We start from the raw sequence: 26,892 nt of genomic DNA on the forward strand, positions 1-26,892 counted from the left end.
ACCTCACCTCCGGACGGACCGCTCGGCCGAGGCGGCCCGCGCCGCTTCCACCAGATGGCGCGAACCCCACTGCCGCGCCACGTCCTCGGCGCGGGCGAACTGCCGCAGCGCCTCGTCCTCGTCGCCGAGGAGTCGGCTCAACTCGCCCAGCGAGTGGGCGAACGGGCGGGTGGCGAAGGAGACGCTGGCGGCGCCGGCCAACTGGGTGCGCAGGGGCAGCAGAAGCGGGACCAGTTCCAGCGCGGTCGTCATGTCGCCCAGCAGGAAGGCCAGTTCGGCCCGGAGGGACAGGGCGATGCCGTACAGGTGGTCGGGGACGACGGGGACGACGGTCGGAGTGCGTCGGCCGAGCAGGTACGCCTGGTCGCGCTCGCCCTGCCGGGCGAGGGCGACGCCGAGGGCGAGGTCGGCGATGGGCACGGATCCGGGCAGGAGGGTCCGCAGCAGCGGCTCGGCCTCCCCCGGGCGGCCCTGCCCGAGCCGTACGGTCGTCAGCCCCATGACGTACACGAAGTCGCCGAACGGCGAACCGTGGTAGCGCAGCCGGTCCCGTACCTCCGCGTAGCCGGCCTCGGACTCGGCGAAACGGCCCTCCACGTGGGCCACCATCGCGAGAGTCAGCCGGTTGATCGCCTCCGCCTCCACCAGCCGGTGCCGTACGGCGAGGGCCCGCCCGTCCTCCGTGTGCCGGCGGACCTGGAAGACGTCGTTGCGGGCCCCGGCCGCCATGGCCCCGGTGTGTTCGCGCACCCAGCTGTTGGCGGGCAGGTCGTGCGCGTACCCGAGCAGCCGCAGCTCCGCCGCCAGTGACTCCCGGCGGTCCGGGAACCGCTCCGGCATCGTCACGGACGCCACCGTCAACGCGGAGGAGAGCAGTGACGGATCCCCGACGGCACGGGCCACCACCAGTCGTCGATCGGCCTCCGCACGCCGCCGTGCCCCTCCCCCACCGAGCACCTCGTCGTCGCCCACCACCGCCACACCGCCCGCGGTGGGCCGCGGCCCGGTGGCCTTCGCTCCGCCTTCGACACGTACGCCGTGGTGTCGTACGACGGGTGCGCCCTCCGCCACGCGCCCACCCGGGTCGTCCACGAGGCCGAACGGCAGGATGCCGAGGACGGCCGGGTCCAGGTCCGCGCGGGCCAGCAGACGGTCGACGAACAGGTCGACGGCGGCAGGTTCGGCGAGTCCCTGGGGCCCGCTCAGAGCAGGTCCCGGTCCGCCCCACGCCCCGAGCGCGGCCGCGACCAGCTCGTCGTGGCCGACACCCTCGGCCGCCTCCAAGGCGCGCTGCCGCGTGTGCCGTGCCGCCACGATCGCTCCGGCCCGTATCTCCGCCCGCAGCAACCGGCCGAGCAGAGCGACCAGCCGCCCGGACCGCCCGCTCCCCGTGGCATCGTCCGCGACGGCGGGGATCAGAGCGAAGGATTCGATGGCCTGGGTGAGCAACTGGACCGCGGTGTCATGGGCATAGTGCCGCTCGGCGAGATCGGCGGCGCCCAGGGAGTACTCGACGGCGAGCGACGCCGTCCGCACACTCGCGGCCCTGGCGAAATGGTGCGCGAGAGCCGCCAGGTCGTCCGGCCGGCGCCGCCGCAGCACCTCCGCGAGCCGGGCGTGCAGACGGGCCCGACGCACTCCGACGAGGTCCGTGTAGAGGGTGTCGCGGACCAGCGCGTGGGCGAACCGGACCACACCGGGGGCCGGTTCGGTCAGCAGCCCGGCCACAACACCCGCTTCAACGGCGTCGAGTACGGCGTGCTCGTCGTGCCGGACGGGGTCCGCGGCCTCGACGAGCACAGCGATCTCGATCTCTCGGCCCACCACGGAGGCCAGTTGGAGGACGGCCAGCGCCCCCTCGGGCAGCTGTCGCAGCCGACGCCGCAGCACGTCGCGCACGCCCTGCGGCACCTCGGAGACCGCCACCAGGGCACCCTCGCTGGCGAGCAGCCGCGCGCTCTCCCGGACGTAGAAGGGGTTGCCGCCGGTTCGGTCGGCGAGCGCGCTCACGGTCGCCGTGTCGACCGGCTTCCCGCACACCGCCCTGACCAGGGCGTCCACATCGGGAAACGGCAGCCCGTCGAGCACCAGTCGGTGCGGAGAGCGGTGGGCGAGTTCGGCGAGTGTCTTCGTCAACCGGTCCGCCGCGTCCGCCGGGCGGTACGCGACGATCACCAGCACCGGCGATCCGACCAGCTCGGCGGCCCGCTCCAGAAGGGCCAGCGTCTCACCGTCCGCCCGGTGCAGATCGTCCACGACCACCGCCAGGGGCGCGTCCGCGGCGGCCTCCCGCAGCCAGGCGCCGAACGCCCGGTGCAGCCGGAACCGCCCTACGGACGCTCCGCTGTCCCGCCCCGGGATTCCCTCGGCGACGCCTGCGCCGGTCCCGTCTCCGCTCTCTCCCCGTTCGCCGTAGCCGGCGTCCTGGAACAGGGCGCCGAGAGCGTCCGGGTCGGTGGGTGGAGTCAGGCGGGCGAGAGCGCCCAGCGCCTCCACCCAGGCCCAGGCGGAAGGGGCTCCGTCGAACTCGGGACAGCGTCCGACCACCACGGTCCAGCCCTGTTCCCGCAGCCACCGCCGGTACCGGCCCAGCAGCGCCGACTTGCCGGCCCCGGCCTCCCCGGTCACCAAGACCACACCGCCACCCCTCCGGGCCCGGCGCGCCACCTCCTCCAAGGCTCTCAGTTCGTCGTCCCGGCCGACAAAAAGATCGTCGTCGTCCCGCCAGGCCGCACCCACCGTCTCCCCGACCCCTCGGAGCGGGACGCCCCCCTCCGGTATCGCCGCCCAAGGCCCTGGCCTCGACACCAGCGGCGCAACCGCTTCCGAAGCTCCCGGCACGGCCGACTTCGGCGGGACCACCGCGTGCAGGAACTCGGTCCGCCCCGCCAGCACGGCCCGCTCCAACTCGGCCAGCTCGTCGCCGAAGCCCAGGCCGAGTTCGTCGGCCATCACGCCGGCCGCCCGCCGCAGTTCGGCCACCGCGTCGGCGCGGCGTCCGGCGGCCCACAGCCCGAGGGCCAGCAGCCGCCAGCCCTCCTCACGCAGCGGATACTCCCGCACCAAGGCCTCGGCGGCCGGCACCGCTTCCCGCGCGGCCCCCATGGCGAGGGTCGCGGTGATCGCCATCTCCCTTGCCGCCAGGTGGAGTTCACCCAGCCGGGCGGCCTCGGGCGCCGCCCATTCCTCGTCCGCCCACTCGACGTACGCCGCTCCGCGCCACCATCCGAGAGCCTCCTCCAACAGGCGCCGTGCCTCGGCCTGCGGCGCCGTGCGCGCCCGCCGGACCACCGCCTCGAACCGCCAGGCGTCGACCGCGTCCTCGGGCAACCGCAGCGCGTACCCGGGCGGGGCACTGACCAGGACACCGGCCGGGGTGCGGGGCGGCCGACCGGGTTCGAGCGCACGACGCAGGTTCGACACATAGACATGCAGGGAGGCAGCCGCCTTCTCCGGAGGCCTCCCCCGCCACAGGCGGTCGGCGAGCCCGTCGACGGACACCACACGGCCTCGGTCGGCCAGCAGGAGGGCAAGGACCGCCCGCTGCCGGGGACCTCCCAGGTTCACCGGCGCACCATCGATGTCCGCGCCGAGAGGCCCCAAGACCTGAACGTTGAGCATGACCCGTCAATCTACAGCGCGCACGCCTTACCTTCGGGGCAGCTCCATCTCGTGTCAGACGTCAATGCCGTTGCGGCGACCTGGAGTTGAGGACAGGGACGGGGTCTGCCCGGAACCGGAGGCGAACAAGTTCCCGTGACGGAGCGGGCATTTCTGGCACCCCAATGAGCTCACCCCACCTTGCGCATATCGGAATCCCTGTCGGTCAGGACACAGTGGTGGCGACCTCACCGGTCGGACGCGTGCCGTCGTAGGCGTAGATGTGGACCTCGACCGACGTGCCGGGCTTCGCGGGAACGAGGGAGAGCGCGACAACGCGGCCGGCAGCGTCCTTGGCGACGGTGCGCACCCGCACGGGAGAGACGGGCGACACGATGACCGTACGGCCGTGGGAGCAGTCGGCGGAGACGGAGACGACGCGGGGCGCCGGACCGCCGTCGTGACGGCCTGAACTGGCGGGCAACCGGGAGACGGCCGGAGCGGCGGGCATACCCCGGGTGGATCTGCTCAAAGACACCGTGCCGATCCCCTCGGCACCGCTCCAGAACGTCATCCCGCACAGCTTCAGCGGGGGCGCGCCACTGCTGATGTCCGGCCCGGAACAGCTGGCCGCTCCGGCGGCCACAAGGGTCAGGCACAGGGCCGGCAGCGCGGTACGGCCACGGCGGCGGCGCGGAGCTTGGGCCATTGGCGTCTCCTCGTACGGATCGGCGCTTCACGCGCGGCCGGTCCTTGCCGACCGTTACGGAGACGCCGAAAGCACCGCTGACGTTCGTCGTCCGGGACGACTTCCGCTCGGCGTGTGGGCCGAGCACCAGCGTGGGGCGACCCGGAAGGCGGCGGAGAACGCCGCACGGCGCAGGACGCCCGGAGGGCCGCGAACCTCGCGGCGACGGCGGTCCGTCGGGGACGGGCGGGCACGGCCCGGACTGACGGACTGCGACCACGTGGGCCTTGGGTACGCCGTCGGCGGGAGTCGCTGAGGGCGGTGTCGCGGTGCTGGTCAGCCTCCCGCGATTGCGGAAACCGCGTCCGCCAAGTCGCTGACCACGCGCTTGCGGTGGGACTCGTCGGGTGCGAGCGGCAGGTCCAACTGCAGGCCCATGAACGCGGCGTCCAGCAACGCCACCGACCGCGCCGCCCGTGCCCGGGTGCAGCCCGCGGCGACCAGATGGTCGGCGAGGGCTTCCACCCAGCGCCCGTTGGCCTCGCGGACGACCGACACGTAGGGCTCACGCCCGAGTAGCCCCAGGGCGGCGGCCTCGACGTACATCCGGTGGCAGTGGTCGGCCTGGTCCGAGGTGCTGACCCGCCACAGGTCCAGGACCGCCGCGCGCACGCTCCGGGACCGTGGCAGTGCGCGGACGGCCTGGACCGACCGGTCGTTGGAGATCCGGAGCACTGTGGCGACGAGGTCGTCCTTGTCGGCGAAGTGGTAGAGCAGCATGCGGTCGCTGGTGCCGATTGCCGCAGCGAGGGGTCGCAGACTCAGGCCGATCAGGCCGTGGTCGAGTGCGTAGTCGGTCGCCAGCGCGGCCAGTTCCTCGCGTCGCGCGGTGTTGCGGACCATGACGCCTCCTCGTCCCGTTGAGTCCGATTGTAGCGACTGCTACATTCGTAGCGGTCGCTACACATGAGGCGCGTCATGGGATGGGTTGGCCTGAGTTCTGGTGTCGCCGGTCTTCGGTCTGCCGTGCCTTGAAGAGTGCCGCCACTGGGCCACGGTCACAGGGATCACGGTGATCGTCGTCGGCATCGCGGCCCTGGACCAGCACAAGGCGCACCGACACGAGCACGCGTCGAGACGGCACGCCCGGACTCCCGAGAGGAACGACAACATGAGCATGAGCGAGGCGGAACGCGAAGCATTCCTCGCCCAGACCTTCCCCACCCCGCTTGGCGTCATTGCGACCTTGCGCCGTGACGGATCACCACACGCCATCCCGGTGTGGTTTCGATGGGACTCGGGCGTCGTGACGCTGTGGACGACCGACACACGCGTCTGGGTGCGCAACCTACTGCGCGACCCTCGGGTCTCTTTCACCGTCCAGACCTTCGATGCGCCTTACCCGGCAGTCATGATCCGCGGGCGTGCGACCGTCGCGACGGCGGACGACGCCGCCACGGTCGAGGAGGCTCGGGCCATCGCCCGCCGCTACGTCGCTCCCGAGGACGTCGAGGCCTACGTTGCCCGCTGGTCGGACCTGCGCACCATCGTCACGATCGTCCCGGACCGTACCGTGTCCTGGTCGGCCGGAGGCTGAGCCATGGTGCCGGTGGCCGCGAGCCACAGCGCAGAACCCACCCGCCGGCAGGCCGCGTTCGAGGTCCTGATGGACCGCATCGCGGGTCCGTCACCATGAGACGTCACGAGGGCTGATGCGCGGAGCCTGACGCCGGAGACAGGGCCGGAGCCAGCCAGCGGTTGAGGAAGGCGCGGAGTCGGGCCTCGTCCTGTGGTGACTCGTTCGGGTGCTGAAGGAGTGATGTCAGAAGACGCATGATCATCTCGGCGAGGCCTTCGAGGTCTTCGTCACCGATGCCGACGGTGGCCCAGTCGACGGGGAAGCGCTGCAACATCTTGGCGCCGTAGGCGATGGTGTTCCGGGTGGTGGCGCCGCGGCCGAAGGCTGTGGAGTCGCCGAGTTGCAGCAGAAGACTCAGGCGCGGCTCCCCGGGGACGGTCCGTACGCAGAAGATCATGCCTTCGACCACGGCTTCGGCGGGTTGTGTGGTCCCTTGCAGGTGCTCGATCATCCGGTCGACGAACGACGCGGCGTCCCGGGCGGCCACTTCGCCGATGATGTCGCTGATGCGCCGGAAGTGGCGGTAGACGGTCTGGCGGGTGACGCCCAGCTCGGCGGCGACATCGGAGAGGGTCGTTTTGGTGACACCGTGTCGGTCGATGCAACGGGTGGTCGCGTCGATGATGCGCTGCCGGGCCTCCGTGTCCGATGCCGGAGGCCGACCTCCCCAGCCGTGGTGCCCCATGGCCCTAGGATCGCACAGGCTCCTTGGTCCGTCTGGGTGCGGTCGCGCGCGTCACGGCCACGACGAGCCAGGTCGCGGCGATGACGCACAACGCGGTGTACCACAGGCTGCCGATGGGCGTGCCCTGCTGGGTGATGCCGTCGGTCGCCGAGAACCAGGACGGTAGCGCGACCGCCCAGAGAGCGATGAGGACGCCGAGGTACAGCGCGGGATAGGTACGGGCGAACAATGCGGGTCCTGGCGGGGTCGAGTCCGTTCGCGGCGCGCGCCGGGTGTCGATGAGGATGCGGAGGCCGATGGCCCAGACCAGGGCGAGCTCCACGCCGAGGACGGTCTGCTGGATGGCGAGGTGATTCCCGCCGCGGAAGATGTTGCTGGGCACTCCGGCGAGTGACATCGCCGGCGGTGTCAGGGCACCGGCGGCCAGGGTGCGCAGAGTGATCTGCCGGCCGGTGAGCGTGCCCCGGCCCTCCTTCGCACCGACCAGTCGTACGACGAGGTAGGTCAACGAGGCGAAGGACACCGAGGCGAACAGGAACATGCTGTTCATCGGAACGGAGGCGAGGGCCGGCTCGTTGATCGTCTTGTTGTCGGGGTTCCAGGCCCACCACTTCAGCTGGGGGCCGAGTTGATCGAAGATCTCGTAGAACACCTGACAGACGAAGGCGACGGCCAGCGAGCCGGGCAGAGGGCCGCGCCGGGCGAAGACGCCGAGGACGCGGACCAGTTCGTAGGCGAGCTGGGACAGTGCCGGGTAGAAGGCCACGATGTACAGCGGCAGCCGGTCGTACATGAACTGCACGGTGAACTCGTTGTGGGCGAAGATGAATCCGACCTGTTTCTCCAGGCCGAACCAGCTGGGGAAGTAGAGCGGCGGCTCGATCACCGCCAGGTAGACGACCGAGGCGAACCACAGCGAGATGTTGATCGGGTCACCGTCGCGCCGCCACCGCCGCCACGCGTGGACGAGGGCGAACACGGCACCGCCGATGACGAGCAGTTCGAGGAACGGCATGGTGGCGTTCTCAAGGCGGAACGGGTTGTGGAAGTCCACGACGGGATGCGCGTCGCGGCAGGAGAAGCCCAGTTCTTCCGTGAGGCGTTCGGCCGTCGGGTCGCATGAGTAGCTCATTGTCCGCTCCTCGGGTCAGTCGCCTGCGAGGGCGGTCCCGGCGGTGGGCGATCCCGCCGTACGGGCGTGGCCGGTGTAGTCGGTACCGGGCGGGTCCTGCTGGTCGTCGAATCCGCTGGGTATGACGGTCCGTCCCAGGCGCTGGCGGAGTCTGTAGCGTGCGATGCCGAACCAGAACCGAGGATCGGTGGTCATCTCCCGGAGCGACTTGTCGAGGTTGAAGACCTGGGCGAACGTCCGCTCGACGTAAGGGTCTTCGCGGCTCGCGGCGTTGATGGCGTTGAAGACCGGCCAGCTGAGGCGCGCGGCGAGCCTGCGGCGCCAGGGGGCGACGGTCTCGGTGCCGGTCGCGAAGTCGTAGGCCTGATCACGGGCCATCGCGAGCATCCAGGGCACGTCGAGGGACTTCTTCTGCCGGGCGAGGAACTCGCGGACGAAGTCGGCGTCGAGGGCGGCGCGGTGGCGCAGGAGATCGTCGAGGACGAGTGCGGAGCGGGCCGCGGAGCTCATGCCCTGGGCGTAGAAGGGATTGAAGGCGCAGATGGAGTCGCCTATGCAGACGAGCCCGAGCGGAGGCCGGTCGAGCAGGTCGTAGCGACGCCACTTGTTACCGGTCGAGCGGGTCAGGTGCACCTCGGAGATCGGAACGCAGGCGCGGGTCGCCTGCCCGAAGGCCTTGGCGCGGACGCGGTCCGCCGCGGCCTCGAAGGTGTCGATCTCGTGGGGCATCCGGATGCCCCACGCCCCCATGCACACGATGGCCCGATCGCCCTCGATCGGGAAGAAGTTGCTGAGGAAGTCGTGCTCTTCGGGGTGGTCGCCGGTGTCCTGGGTCGGAGTGATGACCAGGTGTCTCCACCACCACGACCGCGGGCGCCGGTCGGCGGGCGGCAGGTCGTACCACCGTGAGGTGTAGGTGACCTTGGCGTCGAGGGTCCGCTCCGGCGGCGCCGGCCATCCCGCCGCTCTCAGCCAGTCGGTGACGGAGGAGCCACGCCCCAGTGCGTCGACGACCAGGTCGGCGACGATGTACCCCGAGCCGTCGCCCGCCCTGAAGTCGACTCCCTCGACGCGCCCGTGCGCGGTGCCGCCCGGGCCGCGATGAAGCCCGGTGACGGTAACGCCCTCGCGGATCTCGATGGCAGGCATCTCGCGCACTTTGTCCCGCAGCACCCGCTCGATGAGCACACGTGAGCTGTAGACCATCGTCATCGACCCCGACTGGCGTGCCGACCAGCCGTCGTTCTCGCAGTACGCCGCGTCCATCGACGGCATCAGAAGCATTCCGCCCGCGGCGACGAGGGCCGACTCGAACCCGGGAAAGATCTCTCCGATCGCGCGGCGCCCGGAGTCGAGGAGGAAGTGCGGGTGCTTGCTCTGGGGCACGCCCCGGCGATGTTGCGCGTCCGGCGGGAGATGGTCCCGCTCCAGCACGATCACCTCGTCGAAATATCTTGCGAGCACTCCCGCGGCGCACAGTCCCGCCACGCTGCCACCGAGCACCACAGCTGTTCTGCCTCGCATCAAGTCCCCATTCATACAAGCGGTGAGTGAATGTATGATTGATGGGCGGGAGAGTAACAAGAGCAGGGTGAATGAACCAGCCTCTGTCGCCCGCGAAGCGTGACGGGTGCACACCGATCTGTGGACGGCGGGGCGTGTACGTACGACGCCGGGCATGCAGCCGCTGGCGGCCAGGACATGGTTGTCGGCGATCTTCGCCCAACAGCCGCCCGGGGAGCCGGACTTGGAGACGTAGATGCCCTCCAGGCCACTGTCCAGATTGGTGTTCGGCTGTTGCGGGACTGGTCGATGGCGTAGTGGTGCGAGCCGTCGGCGGAGCGCTCGAAGGTGACGTTGCCGACGTTGTCCGCGTCGTCCGGCAGGTCGCCAACCACAACTCCACTGCCGCGAACTCCGTGGGACGTGGGGATCTCACGAACAGCCAGTGGACCCGGCTGGAGCCGCTGCTGCCCCGAGGCATCAAGCCGGGCCCAGCTCCGGGCCCAGGCCGACACCAAGGGCTTGATCACCTGGGACGTGCACGTCGACTCCACCGTCTACAGAGCCCACCAACACGGCGCCGAAGTTCGACAAGACCGACTACCGCGAGCGGCATGCCGCCGAGTGCGGGATCAATCGGCTCAAGCGCCACCGGGCCGTGGCCACGAGGTACGACTAGCTCGCCGTCCGCCACGAGGCGACCGTGCTGGTCGCAGTCCTCAACGGATGGCTGCGACCAGCACTTCCCAGTCAGAGCCTAGGAGCGGATGTCCGTGCGGGCTTGCTCGATCCATCCCGACACAGCCTTGGCCTCGCAGCTCTCGGCAACCGACTGCGCCTCGTCAAGGTGGCGGAACGCAGCCGCTGGGTCGCCAGTTTCGGCCGCGAGGTAGGCCAGTGCCACCAGGCCGGCTGCCTCCCCAGGCTTGAAGCCGATCTCACGGCGCAGCGTCACCGATTCGGTCAACCTCTCGCGGGCCTGCTCGAAGCGGCCCGCGTCCTTGTCGGTGAAGCCGAGATGCCGAATCGCATAGGACATCGTCCTCCGGTCGCCGACAGCCTTCGCCAGCCCGTACGACCGCTCGAAGTACGGCCTGCCGGCAACGCCGTCGCCCTTGACCACCTGGTGCCAGCAGCCGACCCAGAACAACGCGTCCGCCTCACCCGACGTATTGCCCAGCCGCGCGTACAACTCGGCCGCACGCTCGAACAGCGCCAGCTCCTGGGCGTTCTCTTCGCGATCGTTCAGGAAACGGACATGCAGCACCTTGCCCCGCGCCATGGCGAGCGGCGCCTCGACCGAGTCCAGCACCTCATCGGACCGGTCCAGCGCAGCCGCGTCCCCGCCGAACATCGCCGCTTCGAACAGCTCTCCCGCACGTTCGATCCAGTCCTGCCCTTGCATACCCCTGCCCTCCCCGTCGGACGATCACTGCGCCGAGGCTATCTGCGCGCTCCCGGCGGAACGCGGGAATTGCGGGACCCGACTCTCAAACACCCCAGTCGCCTGCGAACTGGGAGTGCCAGCAGGCCGATCCCGGCCCGTCAGCTCCTTCAAGAAAGCCTGGCTGGGGCGGTCGAGCCAGGCGCCTACGGCCTTCGCAACACGCCCCAGGCTCAGGCTAGGTGGCTCTGACCCAGGTGCCGCTGAAGGAGTTGCTTTCGAGACCGGTGTTGGGGTCGGTGAAGGTGTTCAAGTCGCTGATGGTGTCGAGCCGACCCGACGGTCCGATGATGAGGATCTGGGTCGTGCCGGAGGGAGTGGCCGCGGAGCCTTCGAACAACACAGGGCTGAAGGTGACGGTGCCGAAGTTCGTCAGCGGCTGACTGCCGTTGCGCGAGATCATCGCTTCGGCTCTGTGCGGGGTGCCGGACAGCGGCTGGACGGACCTGACGATCCAGTTCGCGGTCACATCTCGAAGAATCATGGCGCAGCTGGCGCTGTCGCACGTGGCTGTCGCTTCCATCACGTCACCCGCGCTGATCGCGTTACCGTAAGAGACGAACTCGGATGTGCCCGGGGCCCGGTACCAGCCGTAGTACACCGGGCTCCCGCCCGAGCAGTCGGTGTCCGTGCCGACCCAGGCGCCCGGACTGCCGTCCAGGCCGCCCACTCCGGTCCAGAACCTGGCTCCCGAGTCCACGGAAGTGCAGGTACCGGCCGGCTGGGACCAGGAGGCAGTGGCCTCTGTGGCCGCGGCGGTGGCGTTGGTGGTGAGGTACCCGGAGTCATAGACGATCACGGCCGCGTTCGCGCTGGTGGCCAGCGGCAGAGCGGACAAGGCGGCGAGGGCGAGGGCGACCAGGGAGATGCGCAGGCGTCTTAACATGGCGCCATCCTCACCCGACAGCCCGACCCCGCACAGCAGAACGCCCAGTCGGACAAGGCCAGTTCATTCGCTGCGCCAGAACTCCAGACACTGCGCGACCGCGCGCATGCCGGCCTCCTGCGTACGGCCCGCCTGGGCAAGCTCGTACAGATCCTCGTCCTTGGCCAGGAGGGGCCCGGCCGGGCGCGTGCATGTACTGGCTGCCGCAGGCCCAGCCGATGACCAGGTTGTGGTCGGTGAAGGGTCGCGGCCCGGGCAGCGGTCTCCTCGTAGTACAGCGCGCCTCGTTCCCGCTCGAACGTGTGCCGGTCGGCCATGAACCCCAGGGCGCCCCAGTCGGCGATGGACACATTCAGCGGGGAGATCGCCGACCGCGGGCCACTCTGTGGGGCCGAGACAGCGCTCAGCGATATCGACGCGGTCGACCACACCAACCTCCCCGGACGGACCCTGCACCCTGAAGCCATAGTCCATGTGTGTGACCACTGTTCCACTGGTCAGAGGCCACTTCCGCGACTGCTCAGGCATACCCCCACGTCGTCCAGGACTTCGGTGCGCGGAGCGTCCGGTCGCCCGACATCACGCCTTCAGGCTCAGTAGAAGGGCTGGCAGTCACCGATCGGACAGCCGACGTAGGCGATGCGCCGTGAATCCGGCGCCCAGAACGGACGTTGGGGGAACCTGGCCGCCAGGGAGCACGGCCAGGTCGAGTGGCGTACCGTCCGGCAGATCGATCAGGCGCAGGACAACGGGAAGGCCGGCGGGGTGCCCGGCCGTTCCGGACGGGCTGGAAGCCGTACTTGGCGCAGTGTCGGCACGGTTCGCATCTGCGTTGCATCACCTTGCCGAGTGCCGGGGCCATGTCCTTGCCGCAGACGGCGTACCCTGCGGCCCACGGAAGCTTGGCACTGCCGCGAAAGGCGGCAGGCAGAGTCCGGAGTCCGGTGTCCCCATGATCAGGACAGCGGATGCGGAGTCCGTGGTCCGCTTGGCGCAGAAGCGGCACTTGAACTTGGTCCGGCGGGCGCAGCGTTCTCCGCCTTGACCGGTGCGGCCGATCTGGCGGCCTGCTCGATCTTCGCGCAGTAGGCGGCGCGGGCTTCCGCGTCGATCTGCGTCTCGTGTTCGGGGCGCATCCCGGTTCGGCCGTCGACGCCTTCGCGCAGGATGTCGGCGTGCCCGGCATGCCGGTTGGTCTCGCCGAGGACGTGGACCATGACGGCGAACAGGTTCGTGCTGGAATAGGGCTCCGGCCACCACGGCACGCGGCCGGGGGCGTCGAGAGGTAGCTCGTTGATCGTCGCGTCCGAGTGTTCCCACGTGCGCCGGTAGAACCCGATGATCTGATCGCGCTTCTCGTCCTCGGTCGCCCACAGATCGCCGCCGTCATGGTCCTGCCACCGGGGCAGCGGTTCCGGTGAAGGGCGCTCGAAGACCTCGCCGAAGTATCTGGCCTCGACGCAGGCCACGTGTTTGACCAGGCCGAGGAGGTTGGTCCCGGTCGCCGTCAAAGGCCGACGGGCGTCGTATTCGGACAAGCCGTCGAGTTTCCAGAGCAGCGCCTCGCGGTCCCGCCGCAGTCTCCCGAGCAGGTTGTCCTTCGCGAATTCATCGATCATGCGGCATCAGCCTGCCATGGCGGCGCCCTGCGCAAGTACAGGGAGGTCCCGAGCCCGAGCCCTAAGCCGTTGCTGACGTCGGCCCGGGTACGGCCTGAGGACGGCGGGATCGCGCACATCCATGACGAGGCTGTGATCGCCGCGAGCATCCGCGTACTGGTCAGCCGTTGCGCCCGGCGGACCGTGCCACCATGCTTCGGCGCGTCGAAGTCGACGGCGTACAGCCGTTTCGCGACCTCAGCTCTGACGCGGCTGCGCTTCCGAATCCGCAGAGCCGGGTAGGTCATGGACCAATCCTTGGGGGCAAGCAGTCTCGGATCAGGAGTGAGCGGGCCGGGTGGGCCGGCGCTTACTCCGGAGGCTGAATCGCATGGTCACTTTGGTTCTGATCGGGCTGCTGGGAGGACTGATCACGGCCGTGTCGCCGTGCATTCTGCCGGTGCTTCCGGTGGTGTTCCTGGCAGGAGGACCAGGAGGTCCGGCCGGTGCGGGTCCTCCCGTCGCGGCGGGGTCGCGTACGGATGGGCACAGCGGTGACGGAGCCACGGCGGTGGCGGGCGATGTTCTGATCGCCGATCCGCCGCCTGTGGTGCCGGTGCGTAATCGGCGGCCGTATGCCGTGGTTCTGGGCCTGGTGCTGAGTTTCAGCTTCTTCACGCTGCTCGGGGTGACGATCATCTCCGCGCTCGGTCTGCCGGACGACATCCTGCGCTACGTCGGCCTCGTGCTGCTGGTCCTGATCGGTCTGGGGCTGGTGTTCCCGCCGGTGGAACGGCTGTTGGAGAAGCCGTTCGCGCGGATCCCGCAGCGGCAGGTCAACAAGGAGGGCAGCGCGTTCGTTCTGGGACTCGGGCTCGGACTGCTCTACGTCCCGTGCGCGGGCCCGGTGCTGGCGGCGATCACGGTGGCGGGTGCGCGGGGTGAACTGAGCCTGGGCATCGTGGCGTTGACGGTTTCGTTCGCGGTGGGTACGGCGCTGCCGCTGCTGGTGTTCGCGCTGGCGGGGCGCCGGGTGGCCGAGCGGATCGGCGCTTTCCGCAAGCGGGCCAGGAAGCTTCGGATCGTGGCGGGCTGTCTGATGATGGCGCTCGCGCTCGCCCTGGCCTTCAACGTCACCGACGCGATCCAGCGGGCGCTGCCGGACTACACCTCGGCGGCGCAGCAGAAGATCGAGGACAGTGACGTGGCCCGGCAGAAGCTGTCGGGTCTGTACGACAATTCCAACAGGGAACTCTCGCGCTGTGAGGACGGCGTCGACGAACTCCGTTCCTGCGGGCAGGCGCCGCCGATCGCCGGGATCTCGAAGTGGCTGAACACGCCCGGCGGGCAGCCTGTCGATCTGAAGCAGGAGCGCGGCAAGGTCGTCCTGATCGACTTCTGGACCTACTCGTGCATCAACTGCCAGCGGAGTCTGCCGTACATCGAGGCGTGGAACCGCACCTACAGGAGTTCCGGTCTTGAGATCATCGGGGTGCACTCGCCCGAGTTCGCGTTCGAGAAGAACGCCTCCAACGTGGCAGGCCAGGCACGGAAGTTGGGGGTCACCTATCCGGTGGCCCTCGACAACAAGCTGACGACCTGGGACAACTACCGCAACCGGTTCTGGCCCGCCAAGTACCTGATCGACGCCCACGGCACGGTGCGCTACTTCAAGTTCGGCGAGGGACAGTACGCGCAGACCGAGGACCTGATCCGCACGCTGCTCAAGCAGGCGAACCCGAGCGTCCAACTCCCCCCGAAGACAGGGCAGAAGGACGACCAGCTCACCAAGGACCGCACCCCCGAGACCTACCTGAGCAACCAGCGCATCAGCGGCTACGTCGGCGAACCGCTCCAGCCAGACAAGGCCAAGACGTACCGCTTCGCCGCCGACATCCCGGTCAACAGCCTCTCCCTGGACGGCACATGGACGGCCGGCTACCAGTACTTCACCGCGGGCTCCGATGCCCGCCTCGCCTTCACCTACCGGGCCAAGAACGTCAACCTCGTCCTCGGGGGCACGGGGACGGTCACCGTCCTGATCGACGGGAAAACGATGAAGACGGTGCCGGTCTCCGGGACACCCACCCTCTACCGCCTGGTCGACGAGAGGACGGCCCGCACCGCGCATCTCGAACTCCGCGTCACACCAGGCATCCAGGCGTACTCCTTCACCTTCGGATGACCCGACCGGTTCGACCGTCGGCCGCCTGCTGGTTCACCCGATCGAGTCCGTGATCCGGGCAGGCGGGCGCGGCCGTGGCAACGGATTCCCCGGGGCGCGAGATCCGCGTTCGTCAAGGGAAGCGGTGTCATGACGGTCTGGTGGGAGTCGGCGCCCGGGTCGGCGCTGTGGGTGCGTCACATGCCGCGGCGGACGCGCGGGGCCGTGATCACGCTGCACGCTGGTCCTGTCGTAGGGCATCGCCCCACCCGCCCTTGGCAGTTGGCGGCATTGCGGATGCGGCCCGTGCTGCGGTCCTCGGCGTCGGCCGTGTCGCTGGACGAGGTGCTCCTGGGACAGGTCCGCTATCGGTGCCGGGGATGGAACGACGGCGACGCGGAGCAGGACGCGCTGCGGGCGTTGAGCGAATTGGGGCGGCTGGCCGGTGAGGTCCCCGTGGTCCTGGTGGGGCACGCGATGGGCGGTCGTACGGCTCTACGGGTCGCCGCGCATCCCCAGGTGCGGGGTGTGGTGGCGCTGGCGCCATGGCTGTCGGCGGAGGAGCCCGCCGCCCACCTGGCCGGCCGGAGCGTCGTGCTGGTGCGGGGGCACGACGGCCAAGGCACCGACGCCGAGGTGGAGGCGTGGCGTTATGTCGAGCGCGCTCGCGCGGCAGGCGCGCGGGCGGGTGTGGTGGTCGTCCGGGGTGGCGGTCCGTGGATGATGCGACGGGCCGCCGCCTGGCATCGCATCGCGGTGTCCGCGGTGAGCCAGGTGCCGCAGCCCCTGGCGCCCGGACCGCACGGGGCGTGGTCCGGCCCGGGGCCCGTCTTCGTCTAGAACCGCTGTCGCGTCACGTGGCCGGACGACAGCCGCAGAGCAGCCGGGTCGGCCGGCCGGATACGTGCGGCCCCGGCATGCTTCGGCCGCGGTGTGACGGCCCTGTCGCCGACTTTGCCCAATCCGCCGTGGCGGCGGCTTCGGATTACGCGCGACATGGGTGTCCGCGGTCGGCTGGGAGGCAGGGCGATGGCACGCGCTCCCCCGCTCCGCAGCCGGATCGCGCTGTGAACACCTCGGCATGCAGCAGTACACGTTCAGCAGTACACGTTCACCAAGGAGAACACCGCACGATGAGTACCAGTCAGACCACCCGGCCCGGTGTCGCCCACCGGCTCGCCGCCCTCGCCGAGACCGCGCTCGGCGGTCCCCTCCCGCTGCGGCTGCGCGCCTGGGACGGGAGCGAGACCGGCCCGGCCGAAGGACCCGTCGTCGTGCTCCGCTCCCGGCGGGCGCTACGGCGCCTGCTGTGGCAGCCCGGTGAACTGGGCCTGGCCCAGGCGTACGTCACCGGCGAGATCGACGTCGTAGGAGACCTGGCACAAGGGCTGCGCACCATGTGGGCCGCGGCCCGGGAGCGTCGGCTGCATGCGCCCCGGCTCGGACTCGCCGAGCTCGCCCGTGCCACCGGGTCGGCCGTGCTCCTGGGCGCGGCCGGGCCGCGTCCGCCCGCGCCCGCGTCGCAGGCGCGGCTGCGCGGCGGCCTGCACAGCAAGGCCCGTGACCGGGCGGCCATCAGCCACCACTACGACCTCTCCAACGACTTCTACCGTCTCCTCCTCGACGAGACGATGGCCTACTCGTGCGGCTACTGGACCAGCGAGGAGGCCGACTTCACCCCGGCCGACGCCCAGCGCGCCAAGCTGGAGCTGGTCTGCCGCAAGCTCGCGCTGCGGCCCGGCGCGCGGCTGCTGGACATCGGCTGCGGCTGGGGCTCGCTCACCCTGTACGCGGCCGAACGGCACAAGGTGCAGGTCACCGCCGTCACCCTGTCCAGGGAGCAGGCGGCCCACGTCCGCGAGCAGGTCACCGGGCGCGGTCTGGAGAACCTCGTCGAGGTGGTGTGCCAGGACTACCGCGACATCACGGGCGGCGGCTACGACGCCGTCTCCACGATCGAGATGGGCGAGCACGTCGGGGACGCGGAGTATCCGGCGTTCACCGCCGCCCTGCACCGCCTGGTCCGCCCGCAGGGCCGCGTGCTAGTGCAGCAGATGTCCCGCGGCGCGAAGGCGCCCGGCGGCGGCGCGTTCATCGAGGCGTACATCGCACCCGACATGCACATGCGCCCCCTCGGCGAGACGGTCGCGCTGCTGGAGGAGGCCGGTCTTGAGGTGCGCTCGGTGGAGTCGCTGCGCGAGCACTACGTCCGTACGATCACAGCCTGGCACCGCACCCTGGAGGAGAGGTGGGACGAGTTCGCAGGGCTCGTCGGCGAGGAGACGGCTCGGGTGTGGCGGCTGTATCTGGTCGGCGGGGCCCTGGCGTTCGAGGAGCGCCGGATGGGAGTCGACCAGATCCTGAGCGTACGGCCGACCTCCGGCGGGAGCGCGGGAATGGCTGCGACCCCGCACGACTGGTACACCTGAGCCACTGCCCGCGAGCCGCTTCGCCCGGGACTGTTCCTGCTCCGGGCGGCGCGGCTCCGGCAACGGGACGCGCGTCTCCGGGGCGAAGGCCGAGCCCTCGTCGTCGTACCGCCCCGTGCCGGCCCAGCGGTGAGGGGCGGGGCACATGCCCCGCCCCTCACCCATCTCCCCGTCACAGGAGGCCTGCGACCGGGCACCACGAGATCGGGTGCCCGGTGCTGCTGGTGGTCCGTCAGCTGGTGGGCATCAGGACGGTGTCGATGATGTACACGTTGGCGTTGGCGGTCTTGACGTTGCCGCAGACGACCTTGGCGGAGTCGTTGACGGTGTAGGACTCGCCCGAGCCGGACGTCGTCAGCTTCGACTTCTCCAGGGTGGTGAAGGAGCCCTTGTCCAGGTCCTTCGGCGTGAGCTGCTGACCCACCACGTGATAGGTGAGGATCTTCGTCAGCTGTGCCTTGTCGGCCAGGACCTTGTCGAGCGTGGCCTTCGGGATCTTCGCGAAGGCGTCGTTGGTCGGCGCGAACACGGTGATGCCCTGGGCGTTGTTGAGGGTGTCGACGAGCCCGGCCTTCTTCACCGCCGCCACCAGCGTGGACAGCGCGGGGTTGTTGGAGGCGGCGGTGGCCACCGGGTCCTTGGCCATGCCGTCGAAGGAGCCGGCACCGGTCTTCGGCACACCGGAACAGGCCGTGCCGAAGGGCTGGTCGGAGGTCGTGGCACCGGCGCCGGTCATGCCGTCGCTCGACGCCGACGCCGAGGCGGACGCCTTGGTGGAGGCATCGGACTTCGCGGAGTCACTCCCGCTCGAACAGGCGCTCAGCGCCAGCGGAAGCACAGCCGTCGCAGCGAGGACGACCGCGGTACGGCGAATACGAGTAGTCATGGTGTTTCTCCTGTGGCTGATGCGATGCGTGGCGTCTGTGGACGGGATGATGAATGGATCTTCGAGGTCTGTGGGCCGGCCGGAATGAACCGCTGAACGACGGGTGATTTCCCGATGGTTCGCGGTTCTTTCTCTTCGTCGGTCACGTGGGGAATCCGGCCCCGGCGGCCCGGCGGATTGGCCGTTTGCCCGATCGGATGAATCTTTTTTCCGGACCAATCCGCAGCGCGACCGGCTACGGATGAATGGGCGCTCGGAATTCAGGGCCAGACGAAGCCACGTTGCCGGTCCGCGCGGTCGCTATTGGGGCCGCGCGGACCGGTCGATCCCCTCGCGTCGACCAAGTGGCCTGTCACCGTGTGGGGGACGACAGGAGCGATGAGGTCCGCGCGGGTGGCGGTTTCGGCACCACCACCCGCTGCGCCTCCGCAAACAGATCGTCTCGGTTTCCGTGCGGGGACTTTCGCATCGGACACGCCCACCCAGGGAACCTCAACAAGATCGTGTTACGAGCTCTGGAGGTGGCCTAAAGGAAGTCACGCCGCCACCTTCGGCAAATCAGGTCAAAGGAGAACATCGAGCGCGTTGCAGGACGTAGTTGCCGAGGCAACTCGGCAACTGGATCCAGGCAGCACCCACACGCCGCCGAGGTACGGCATGGACTTGAGCCAGAATCCGTCAATTCTTTGCCAAAGACGTCGAGTCGCGTGCGCGCCACGCGCGTACCGCTGATTACACCCGCCGGTGGACGGATCTATGACCTACAGGAGGCACAGTGCGGTTCTCATGGAATGTGACGGGAGCTTTCATTGTCGGCGGCGCCGTGAGTCTTACGGTCGCGTCCCTCATCCACCCGAGCACTCCGGGTGCCAGTGCCGCCACCACCGCGCACGACAGCATCATTTCCGAAACGCCGTGGGGCCCCCTGACCGAGTCGGACCGAGACTTCGTCGTGAAGGTCCGCGCAGCCGGGCTGTGGGAATACCCTGTCGGACAGCTCGGCCTACAGAAAGGCACAACAGAAAGTGTCATCACTGCGAGTCGACACCTCATCGACGGGCACGCCGCACTGGACGCCACCTGCCGCAAGATAGCGCCGATGCTGAACATCATGCTGCCCAATGTCGCGAGCCCTCAGCAGCAAGGATTTGTTTCCGCACTGACGGCAGACACCAGCCAGCAATTCGATTCGGACTTTGCCAACATCCTGCGAATGACACACGGATCGATCTTCAACACGGTGGCAAAAATCCGCTCTACCACGAAGAACACGCTCGTCCGCGCCTTGGCCGACCAAGCCAACGACACCGTACTGGATCACATCACGGTCATGGAAAAGACGAGACTGGTCAACTTCGACCAGACCCTCTTGCGACAGACCACTCCGCCTGATCTGCCTTCGTCCGCCCTGACCCCACCACCCCCGGCTCTTGGGCAGCCGATGACGGTCCTCACCCCGCCGCCAAGAGCCACTTCCACTCCGGTAGACATCGATGCGATCACCGGAGTGGCGGCCGGGGCAGCTCCCGGTTCGACCTCGCCGAACAGTTGAGGCCTGTAGCAGCATCGGGACCGGTTTTTTCTGAGGCATTTCAAGCTGATTGTCGCGGGTTGCTGCCAGGCATAAGACGCCATTTCAGTTGGTTTGATCTTGCGGCAGTCCGGGGTGATGACTGCTGCGCTTGTCGAAAGGTTGGCGCCGGAAGACCTGTGGGAGTTGTTCCAGCGGGTGGTACCGCCAGCCCCGCAACGTCCGCAAGGCGGTGGGTATCGTCGTCGAGGGGATCGTGAGGTGCTGGCCGCGATCATCTTCGTGGCCACCTCGGGCTGCATCTGGAACCAACTGCCGCCGGGCTTCGGCCTGTCGGGCATCACCGCCTTCCGACGGTTCACCGAGTGGACCGAGGCCAGGGTGTGGGCCAAGCTCCACCGCCCGGCCGACGGCCCGTGGCCATCGCAATCTGCGCGAACGCAGTAGCTGTCCGGGCAACTGTCCATGCGCAAACACCAGTTCTTCTCCAAGCGCGGTCAAGCCAGAAGGCACAGCGCCCTGGCGACACGCGCACGACCGATCGGCACCCCCACGCCGTCCCACCCGCGCACCGCCGGGCGCGCCCGAAGCCAACGGACTCCGGACGCTGGAGGTGTATCGCAGATCATCGCGACGAGCGGATCGAATGTCCCAGTCATATCGAGATCATTACCGGGCCCCTCGAAGACGAGGGAGCGGGCCCGCCCCCGGCCCAAGGAGGAAGCCGCAGATCTCTTGATGACCGAATGACCGAGCCCGGCCCGTCGTAGACAAACCTGGTGCTCAGAGGGATGCCTGAGCCGCCGCCCGCGGTGGCCGTGGTGAGGGTGACGGAATCCTGTGTGCGCCCAAGACCGTCCACCCGGCGTCCGGTATCTCGGGCAACAGAACACAGCCGCCCTACGACGCTCGACACGAACCGTCCGCTGCCGGCAGCACGTCCGAACCGCCCCACCCAACCGCAGCACCCAGGGTCCAGGATCCATGCTCGTCGCCGCACCGACCGACGCGATCACGCGTATTGACGGTGACTACCGGCACGCCAGCACCATGATCGAACACCGAGGAGGTCGACGTCGAACGTCTGGCCGAGCAGCTGGCTGCCTGGCACCAACCGGGGGCTGGTACGTCAACTACAACAACACCACCACGGCAGAAGCGTTCGTGGTCTCGCCAGCAAGATCTTCCGCCATCCGCGCAAGCAGGCCGAAGGCCGCCGACAGGCACGGGACCAAGCGCGCGATCGCAATCCCCGAGCCATAGGAAGGCCGCGGCCGGGCGGTTCAGCGCTGGCCGGAACCGCGTGCGTCACCTGTCACGGGCCTCCCTGCCCGCCAGGAGGCGGGCCAAGCGACGTCGTCGATCGCCAGCCACGGTGCGGCGGCGACGGCAGTCGGCGTGATCCCCGTAAACGCCTTCACTTCGCGGTGCAGATGGGACTGGTCGACATAACCGCTCTCGGCCGCGACACCGGCGGGAGGGACACCCGCCGCGAGCAGATGGGCCGCATGGTCGAACCGCACCAGCTGGGCGGCCCGCTTGGGGGTGACGCCGAGCTGCGCCCGGAAACGCGCCCACAGGCGCTTGCGGCTCCAGCCGACCTCGTCCGCCAGGCCGTCGATACGCGTCCGGCCCCTGCTGGCGACCGTCCGCCTCCAGATGTGGGCGACCTCCGGATCGACCCGCAGGCCGTCCCCGATCCGCCGGCGGACGGCGTCCGCCGCCATCGCGAACCGCTCGTCCCACGATCCGGCTGTACGCAGCCGCTCCTCGAAGCGCTCGGCGTCGCGACCCCAGACTCCCCCCAAGGACTCCACGCTCCCGCTGACCCCGGCCGGTGAGCCGAGTACTGCGGCCGCCACACCCGGCTGCAGCCGGATCTGCAAGCACTCGCCCACCAGGCCGGACACCCGCAACTCCCCCGGGGCCAGGCCGATCACGACACTGCCGCGTCCGTGCCGCCCCTGCGTGTCGTGAACCAGGCCGTCATCGTCGCTCAGATCGATGAGCAAGGTGACGGACGGATGCGCGACCATCGCGATGTCGACGGGCGCGAGGACACGGTGGCGGAATCCGGCCATGCTGATGCCCGGCAGCCGGTCCAAGGGCTCCGGTACTGCGATGTCAACGCCCGACCACGCGGGTGGCACGCCCTGCGACAACACGGCGCCAGTCTAGGCCGGGCCTGCCGGCGGGGTTCCGGCGCACAGAGTCGCGAAGTCCAGCAGCAGCCGGCCCACCAGCTCGGGCGCTTCCAGCATGGGTATGTGCCCAACGCCCGGCAGCATCTCGACCCGCACGTCCGGCACGACGTCGTACTGGCGTGCCGACGCCGGATCCCACCGCGGATCGGCGGCGCCGAAGACCACGAGCACCGGGAGCCCGCGAGCGGCGAGCCGCTCGGGCACGGACTGCTCGGCGAGGTACGTGGTGTTCTCGCGCAGCACCTTGCGGAACGCGCGGTACGTGGTACTCCGCGCGTCGGCGACCATGCCGGGCGGAATGGGCGCGGGCCCGGCGAGCGTGGCGCCGATGCCTTTGCGGATCATCGCATCCGAACGCCGCCACCACAGCAGCGGCCCGAAGGGCGGTGCCAGCATCACGCGGAGGATGGCCGACTGCGGCAGGAGCGCGTCGAGGTGCGGGCCGGTGCTGATCATCGCCAGCGAACCCACCAGGTCGGGGCGCTGCTCCGCGAGCGCGGTGGCGACGTATCCGCCGCTGGAGTGGCCGGCCACGGTGACGGCGCGCAGCCCGAGTTCGTCGAGCAGCGCCGCCACGCGGCCCGCCTGCGCCGGAACGTTGTAGGACCTGGCGCGCGGGGACTGGCCGCAGCCCGGGAGGTCTATCCGGACGACATGATGACGGGCTGCGAGGGCCGGGACCACCGGCCCCCAGGAGGCGCCCGAGGCTCCAGACCCGTGGATGAGCAGCAGTGGCGGTGCGTCCCGCGGTCCGTCACGGTCGACATGCATCGGCTGCGCGTGCTGTGCGTCGTGGGTGTTCATGGAGCGATAGTGCAAAGGCGGCGGCTGCCGGTCTTGTACGAATGTCGCCAACGGCCCGCGGCGGGCGCGCCCCGCATCTGGATGTCAACGATTCTGCTCGTGCCGGCACTGTTGGGATCGTGTGTATCGGATGTAGTGGCGGATGCTGTCGTATGTGACCAAGTAGTCGTGGTGGTCTATGAGTTCTTTCCAGATCTGCCTCCCGTTGAGCTTCCTACCGATGATCATGCTCTCGACCAGGTCGGCGAGTTCGCCTGTGACAGGGTCGGTCAGGGGACCCGTCTCTGCGGTGCTGCCCGGTCGTCGCCGACCAGTACCAGCCTGGGAAATGGCGCCCACCCGGCGGCCACCGAAACGGCCGTACCGAGACGGCCGTACCGGAATCGCGTCCTCGAACCTGACCGACACGCAGTCCAACGGCGGCTCAGCGACGAGGCGTTAGGCGGAGCCGTGTCCGGTCTCGCTCAAGGTGAGGCGGCGTGAGTGCCCGACCTGGGGTGCCTCGGCTTGAGGGAAACGGGATTGGGCCGACCGTCTCCCTCAAACCGAGGTGTCGGGCTGAGTGCCGGTGGTCATCTGCGCAGGGGCGGCGGCGATCAGCAGTGCGGCGAACATGATGGGGGCGGCTGCCTGATACCCCATCCAGAGTTCACCCCCGGCGGTACTGCCGTGTCGCGCCATCAGGAGCCCGGTCAGGGCTGTCAGCACCCAGCCGCTGTCGTAGGCGAGCATGAGCCACGTACAAGTGCGCATCGACCGGCTGCCCGTGTATCTGATCTCGATGCCGCCGCCGATCAGCAGGGCCACGCCGGAGAGGACCATCAGCCAGGCCGACGTGCCGAGTAACCGGCCGAGTGGGACAGCGCCGGCGATGTAGACAGCGCCGAGCAGCACCTTGAAGGCGCCATCGGCAATGGCCCCCACCGTCTGGCGGGTCACCCGCGATGTCACGACCTGGGCCATGAGCGTCCTCCTCAAAACTCGTCCTGAACTAGTTTCGTAAGTAGATTATGGTAATAATCAAACTATGAGAATGACGAGAGCGGAGGCCAAGGAACGCAACCGCCGCGCCTTGCTGGACGCCGCGTTCCAGGTCGTCTCGCGGGACGGATACCGGGCCAGGCTCGATGAGATCGCCGAACGCGCCGACCTGACCACCGGCGCCGTCTACTCCTTGTTCGGGAGCAAGAACGGCCTGGTGGTCGCTCTGGTCGCCGACCACCTGCGGCCCTACTACGAGGAGATCGAGCAGACGGTTCCCGCTGGACTCGATCTGCTGGAAGCGGTCGACGCCTTCGCCCGGTACTACTGGCGCAGTTGCGACGCCCCGGACGCGCTGTCCGGCCTGTCACTCCAGATCACCTTGCTGGACATGGCCCTGCACGACCCAGAACTTGGGGCCCAACTCGCCACATCCGTACGGGCGCAGGAGAACCACCTGATCTCGCTGTTCACCGGAAGATCGCACAACGGAACCCTCGTGACGCCGCGACAGGCGCAACGCCTGACCACGGCGCTCAGGGCACTGTTCATCGGCCTCAGCCAGGGCGTCCCGCTCGGTCTCGCACCTGATGCCGACGAGCAGTACTTCGCCGACGTCGCCCGCGCTCTGACGTGCGGGATGTCCCTCAACGACCACGATGAAGACGTCTCGTGACGGGCAGTCAGGATGAGGTCTCTTCGGGTTCACCCTCGCGAGTCAGATCTGCGACGGCTTCCACCAGGCCGACAAGGCCGTCGCGGAGCCATGGGAGTGCGACGCATCGCGGGCGGAGGTCCAGATGGAAGACTTGTTCCGACTCGATCCGGCGGGGTACCGGTGAGGTGCACTGCGCGAACTCGCGTTGGACCTTTGGTCGCCGTGCCGGGTATGGCTCGTGCTGTGACCGCATACGTTCACCGGATTGGTGATCCGGGACGCCAGGAACTGAGCTTCTAGAATGAGCGGTCACGGCTCAGCGGCGTGGTGGGGGGCGCATGGCGGAGGTCGAGGTTCCTGGAGCGGAGTCGGACTGGGAACGCGCGCTGGAGTATCAGGGCGGCAAGCGAAACCCGGCCTTCCAGGCCAGCATGTGGGAGTACGCGGCGAGTTCCTTCCGGCTGGTTGCCGGCCTGTCGCCGTCGCTGGACGTTCTGGCCACGCGGCTGCGGTTGAACATCGAACGAGGTTGGGAGGACCTGGGCGCGGTGGATGCGGCGATGTTCCGTATCCAGAAGATCGACTTTGCGCTCAGCCGACTGGAGGGCAACCCTTGCCCCGATGTCTTCGTCTGGGTCAGCCGCGCCCAGGCTGACGTCGACGCGGCTCTCGCCCTCCTGCTGGGTGCCCTCGGTATCGGCGAAGAAGCCCTCACCTTCCGCGGTGACATCGAATCCGGCTTCGTCGACCTGCGGAGCGAACCTCAGGCCTGAGACCTGACCTCACCCTGCTTCATCGACGGGCCGCCCGCCCCATCGGATGCCTTTATCGCTGCGGATACATGCGCGTTCGCGGCGCTGGGCGGCGAGGACGTCAGGGCGGCGGGCATGGGTGTTGCGCCGGCGGAGGCAGGCGTGCAGGGCCCCGGTCTGGGCCGTGTGGCTGCGGTGATGGGAGTGGGCAACGGTGAACTACCGCGAGGGTCCGAAGTGGGCCGCGACCAGGTTGACCCAGGACGCGTAGGTCGAGGTGAAGCACAGCTCGACCCGGTCCTTCCTCGCCCGGCGCCGGATGGTCTCGCCCTTATGGGCGGACAGGCTATCGAGGATGACGTAGATCGGAGCGCCGTCCGGGCGGGCCGCACGGAGTGAAACGAGCCCGCATCCGCAGCGAGAAGGGTGTCCACTGGGGGCAGGGGCCGCACCTCGCCGATGGCGCGGGTGATGGTGGAGCGGTCCACGCCGAACCAGCAAGCCAGCACGTCATGCGTGGTGCCGTGGCGCAGACTCACCAGCGTGGCCAGCAGCCGGTAGATGAAGACGAACCGGTGCTTCGCCCCGGCTCCCACCGCCCGTTGCCACGGCCGTTCCGCCAGACGCGCCTGATGCCGTTCGTGTCACAACGGGCCTATCTCGGCGATGAGTTCAGCGATCACCACCGGACACAACCCGGTGATCCGGTATTCCTCCACGATCAACTCACGAGCCCCAGCCCCCACCATGCACAGTTCAACGAGCCACCTGAGCGCCGAGCTACGGCCAACCGTGCACGAGCTCTTTAGCTGGGCCAGAACCGCACGGTGATCTCCTCAACTTCCTGAGGTATGCATGTGGCCTTGTGCCGGGAGAGCGAGCGGGCCTGTTCGCGTCCGGAGTCGTAGGCATCGAACTGGTAGGCCCCGGCTCCATCCGGCAGAGCGAACGTGTCAGGCGTCCGGCCCATCACCTCCCAGACCGCCATACCCCCACTCGGCACCGTGAGCGACCCCGACGCCGTCGCATCCCAGCCGTCCCCGCCCTCCAGGCGGCCCGGCTCGCCGGACCAGCACTGGACATGCAAGGCCACGGCTTGCGTGTGCACCCCCGTGGTGACATCCAATCGGCCCGGAAGAACCGTGACCAGTTCACCGCTCACCGCCCCGTCGGGGAAGGGCGAGTCGAGGGCGGTCTCGTCGATGTCCTGGATACCGAAAAGGTAGAAGGACACCGGCACGACGAAACGGTGCTCGACAAGGAGCCTGCGCATCGGCCCTCCCCATCTGATCTCCCGAACAATCCCGA

At 69.1% G+C, this 26,892-nt stretch carries 21 protein-coding genes and 3 pseudogenes; 8 read left to right on the top strand and 16 right to left on the bottom strand.

Annotated elements, in window-relative coordinates; genetic code table 11:
* Positions 1-3 precede the first annotated feature (3 nt).
* The 3 genes from ACIQPR_RS46445 to ACIQPR_RS46455 all read right to left on the bottom strand — a co-directional run bounded on the left by ACIQPR_RS46445 (position 4) and on the right by ACIQPR_RS46455 (position 5,191).
* Entirely contained in the window at positions 4-3,567 is a 3,564-nt protein-coding gene (locus ACIQPR_RS46445) for a BTAD domain-containing putative transcriptional regulator (protein WP_403662952.1), read from the bottom strand.
* 259 nt (positions 3,568-3,826) lie between these two features.
* Complete coding sequence (locus ACIQPR_RS46450) at positions 3,827-4,309, bottom strand: hypothetical protein (RefSeq protein WP_403662955.1); 483 nt, start codon at positions 4,307-4,309, stop codon at positions 3,827-3,829.
* A gap of 315 nt (positions 4,310-4,624) precedes the next feature.
* A complete protein-coding gene (locus ACIQPR_RS46455) occupies positions 4,625-5,191 on the bottom strand; it encodes a hypothetical protein (RefSeq protein WP_403662958.1) in 567 nt (188 codons plus the stop codon).
* 268 nt (positions 5,192-5,459) lie between these two features.
* Between ACIQPR_RS46455 and ACIQPR_RS46460 the strand changes: the two genes are divergently transcribed.
* On the top strand, positions 5,460-5,885 hold the full coding sequence (locus tag ACIQPR_RS46460) for a TIGR03618 family F420-dependent PPOX class oxidoreductase (protein ID WP_403662961.1): 426 nt from the start codon (positions 5,460-5,462) through the stop codon (positions 5,883-5,885).
* Between the two features lie 103 nt (positions 5,886-5,988).
* Here the strand turns inward: ACIQPR_RS46460 and ACIQPR_RS46465 are convergent, their stop codons facing one another.
* From ACIQPR_RS46465 to ACIQPR_RS46490, 6 genes are all read right to left on the bottom strand, one after another.
* Positions 5,989-6,612, bottom strand: a complete 624-nt coding sequence (locus ACIQPR_RS46465; protein WP_403662964.1) for a TetR/AcrR family transcriptional regulator — start codon at positions 6,610-6,612, stop codon at positions 5,989-5,991.
* A 4-nt stretch (positions 6,613-6,616) separates the two neighbouring features.
* Positions 6,617-7,744 (bottom strand): hypothetical protein, encoded by a 1,128-nt coding sequence (locus ACIQPR_RS46470; protein ID WP_403662967.1) that lies wholly within the window; start codon positions 7,742-7,744, stop codon positions 6,617-6,619.
* Between the two features lie 15 nt (positions 7,745-7,759).
* Positions 7,760-9,208, bottom strand: coding sequence for an FAD-dependent oxidoreductase (locus ACIQPR_RS46475; RefSeq protein WP_403662970.1), 1,449 nt, complete (start codon positions 9,206-9,208; stop codon positions 7,760-7,762).
* 796 nt (positions 9,209-10,004) lie between these two features.
* Entirely contained in the window at positions 10,005-10,652 is a 648-nt protein-coding gene (locus tag ACIQPR_RS46480; protein WP_403662973.1) for a tetratricopeptide repeat protein, read from the bottom strand.
* Between the two features lie 217 nt (positions 10,653-10,869).
* Positions 10,870-11,577, bottom strand: a complete 708-nt coding sequence (locus tag ACIQPR_RS46485; protein WP_403662976.1) for a G1 family glutamic endopeptidase — start codon at positions 11,575-11,577, stop codon at positions 10,870-10,872.
* A 956-nt stretch (positions 11,578-12,533) separates the two neighbouring features.
* Entirely contained in the window at positions 12,534-13,196 is a 663-nt protein-coding gene (locus ACIQPR_RS46490) for a DinB family protein (protein WP_403662979.1), read from the bottom strand.
* A 550-nt stretch (positions 13,197-13,746) separates the two neighbouring features.
* Here ACIQPR_RS46490 and ACIQPR_RS46495 point away from each other — a divergent pair.
* The 3 genes from ACIQPR_RS46495 (at position 13,747) to ACIQPR_RS46505 (ending at position 17,768) form a co-directional block, all read left to right on the top strand.
* Complete coding sequence (locus ACIQPR_RS46495; RefSeq protein ID WP_403662982.1) at positions 13,747-15,360, top strand: cytochrome c biogenesis protein CcdA; 1,614 nt, start codon at positions 13,747-13,749, stop codon at positions 15,358-15,360.
* Positions 15,361-15,489: 129 nt separating this feature from the next.
* Positions 15,490-16,179, top strand: a complete 690-nt coding sequence (locus ACIQPR_RS46500; protein ID WP_403662985.1) for an alpha/beta hydrolase — start codon at positions 15,490-15,492, stop codon at positions 16,177-16,179.
* A gap of 293 nt (positions 16,180-16,472) precedes the next feature.
* On the top strand, positions 16,473-17,768 hold the full coding sequence (locus tag ACIQPR_RS46505; RefSeq protein ID WP_403662988.1) for a class I SAM-dependent methyltransferase: 1,296 nt from the start codon (positions 16,473-16,475) through the stop codon (positions 17,766-17,768).
* 232 nt (positions 17,769-18,000) lie between these two features.
* Here the strand turns inward: ACIQPR_RS46505 and ACIQPR_RS46510 are convergent, their stop codons facing one another.
* The gene (locus ACIQPR_RS46510; protein ID WP_403662991.1) at positions 18,001-18,654 is read right to left on the bottom strand and encodes a fasciclin domain-containing protein; all 654 of its coding nucleotides are present in this window, start codon (positions 18,652-18,654) and stop codon (positions 18,001-18,003) included.
* A 775-nt stretch (positions 18,655-19,429) separates the two neighbouring features.
* On the opposite strand from ACIQPR_RS46510, the gene ACIQPR_RS46515 reads away from it, so the two are divergent.
* Positions 19,430-20,206 carry a DUF4142 domain-containing protein gene (locus ACIQPR_RS46515; RefSeq protein ID WP_403662994.1) on the top strand — a complete coding sequence of 259 codons (777 nt, stop codon included), beginning with the start codon at positions 19,430-19,432 and terminating at the stop codon, positions 20,204-20,206.
* 117 nt (positions 20,207-20,323) lie between these two features.
* Positions 20,324-20,587, top strand: a pseudogene (locus ACIQPR_RS46520) (transposase); the annotation flags it as partial.
* 881 nt (positions 20,588-21,468) lie between these two features.
* On the opposite strand, the gene ACIQPR_RS46525 reads toward ACIQPR_RS46520, so the two are convergent.
* From ACIQPR_RS46525 to ACIQPR_RS46535, 3 genes are all read right to left on the bottom strand, one after another.
* Complete coding sequence (locus ACIQPR_RS46525; RefSeq protein WP_403662997.1) at positions 21,469-22,350, bottom strand: helix-turn-helix domain-containing protein; 882 nt, start codon at positions 22,348-22,350, stop codon at positions 21,469-21,471.
* A 9-nt stretch (positions 22,351-22,359) separates the two neighbouring features.
* Entirely contained in the window at positions 22,360-23,193 is an 834-nt protein-coding gene (locus ACIQPR_RS46530; protein WP_403662999.1) for an alpha/beta fold hydrolase, read from the bottom strand.
* 540 nt (positions 23,194-23,733) lie between these two features.
* Positions 23,734-24,156 carry a hypothetical protein gene (locus tag ACIQPR_RS46535; protein WP_403663002.1) on the bottom strand — a complete coding sequence of 141 codons (423 nt, stop codon included), beginning with the start codon at positions 24,154-24,156 and terminating at the stop codon, positions 23,734-23,736.
* A gap of 70 nt (positions 24,157-24,226) precedes the next feature.
* Here ACIQPR_RS46535 and ACIQPR_RS46540 point away from each other — a divergent pair, with 70 nt between their 5' ends.
* Entirely contained in the window at positions 24,227-24,850 is a 624-nt protein-coding gene (locus ACIQPR_RS46540) for a TetR/AcrR family transcriptional regulator (RefSeq protein ID WP_403663005.1), read from the top strand.
* Between the two features lie 320 nt (positions 24,851-25,170).
* A complete protein-coding gene (locus ACIQPR_RS46545; protein ID WP_403663008.1) occupies positions 25,171-25,605 on the top strand; it encodes a hypothetical protein in 435 nt (144 codons plus the stop codon).
* Between the two features lie 9 nt (positions 25,606-25,614).
* Here ACIQPR_RS46545 and ACIQPR_RS46550 read toward each other — a convergent pair.
* The 3 genes and pseudogenes from ACIQPR_RS46550 to ACIQPR_RS46560 form a co-directional block, all read right to left on the bottom strand.
* Positions 25,615-25,989: pseudogene (locus tag ACIQPR_RS46550) on the bottom strand (IS630 family transposase); the annotation flags it as partial.
* An 89-nt stretch (positions 25,990-26,078) separates the two neighbouring features.
* Positions 26,079-26,180, bottom strand: a pseudogene (locus ACIQPR_RS46555) (transposase); the annotation flags it as partial.
* Positions 26,181-26,389: 209 nt separating this feature from the next.
* A complete protein-coding gene (locus tag ACIQPR_RS46560; RefSeq protein ID WP_403663011.1) occupies positions 26,390-26,857 on the bottom strand; it encodes a hypothetical protein in 468 nt (155 codons plus the stop codon).
* Positions 26,858-26,892 lie beyond the last annotated feature (35 nt).

This window comes from Streptomyces sp. NPDC091280, from assembly GCF_044768565.1.
Taxonomy (GTDB): domain Bacteria; phylum Actinomycetota; class Actinomycetes; order Streptomycetales; family Streptomycetaceae; genus Streptomyces.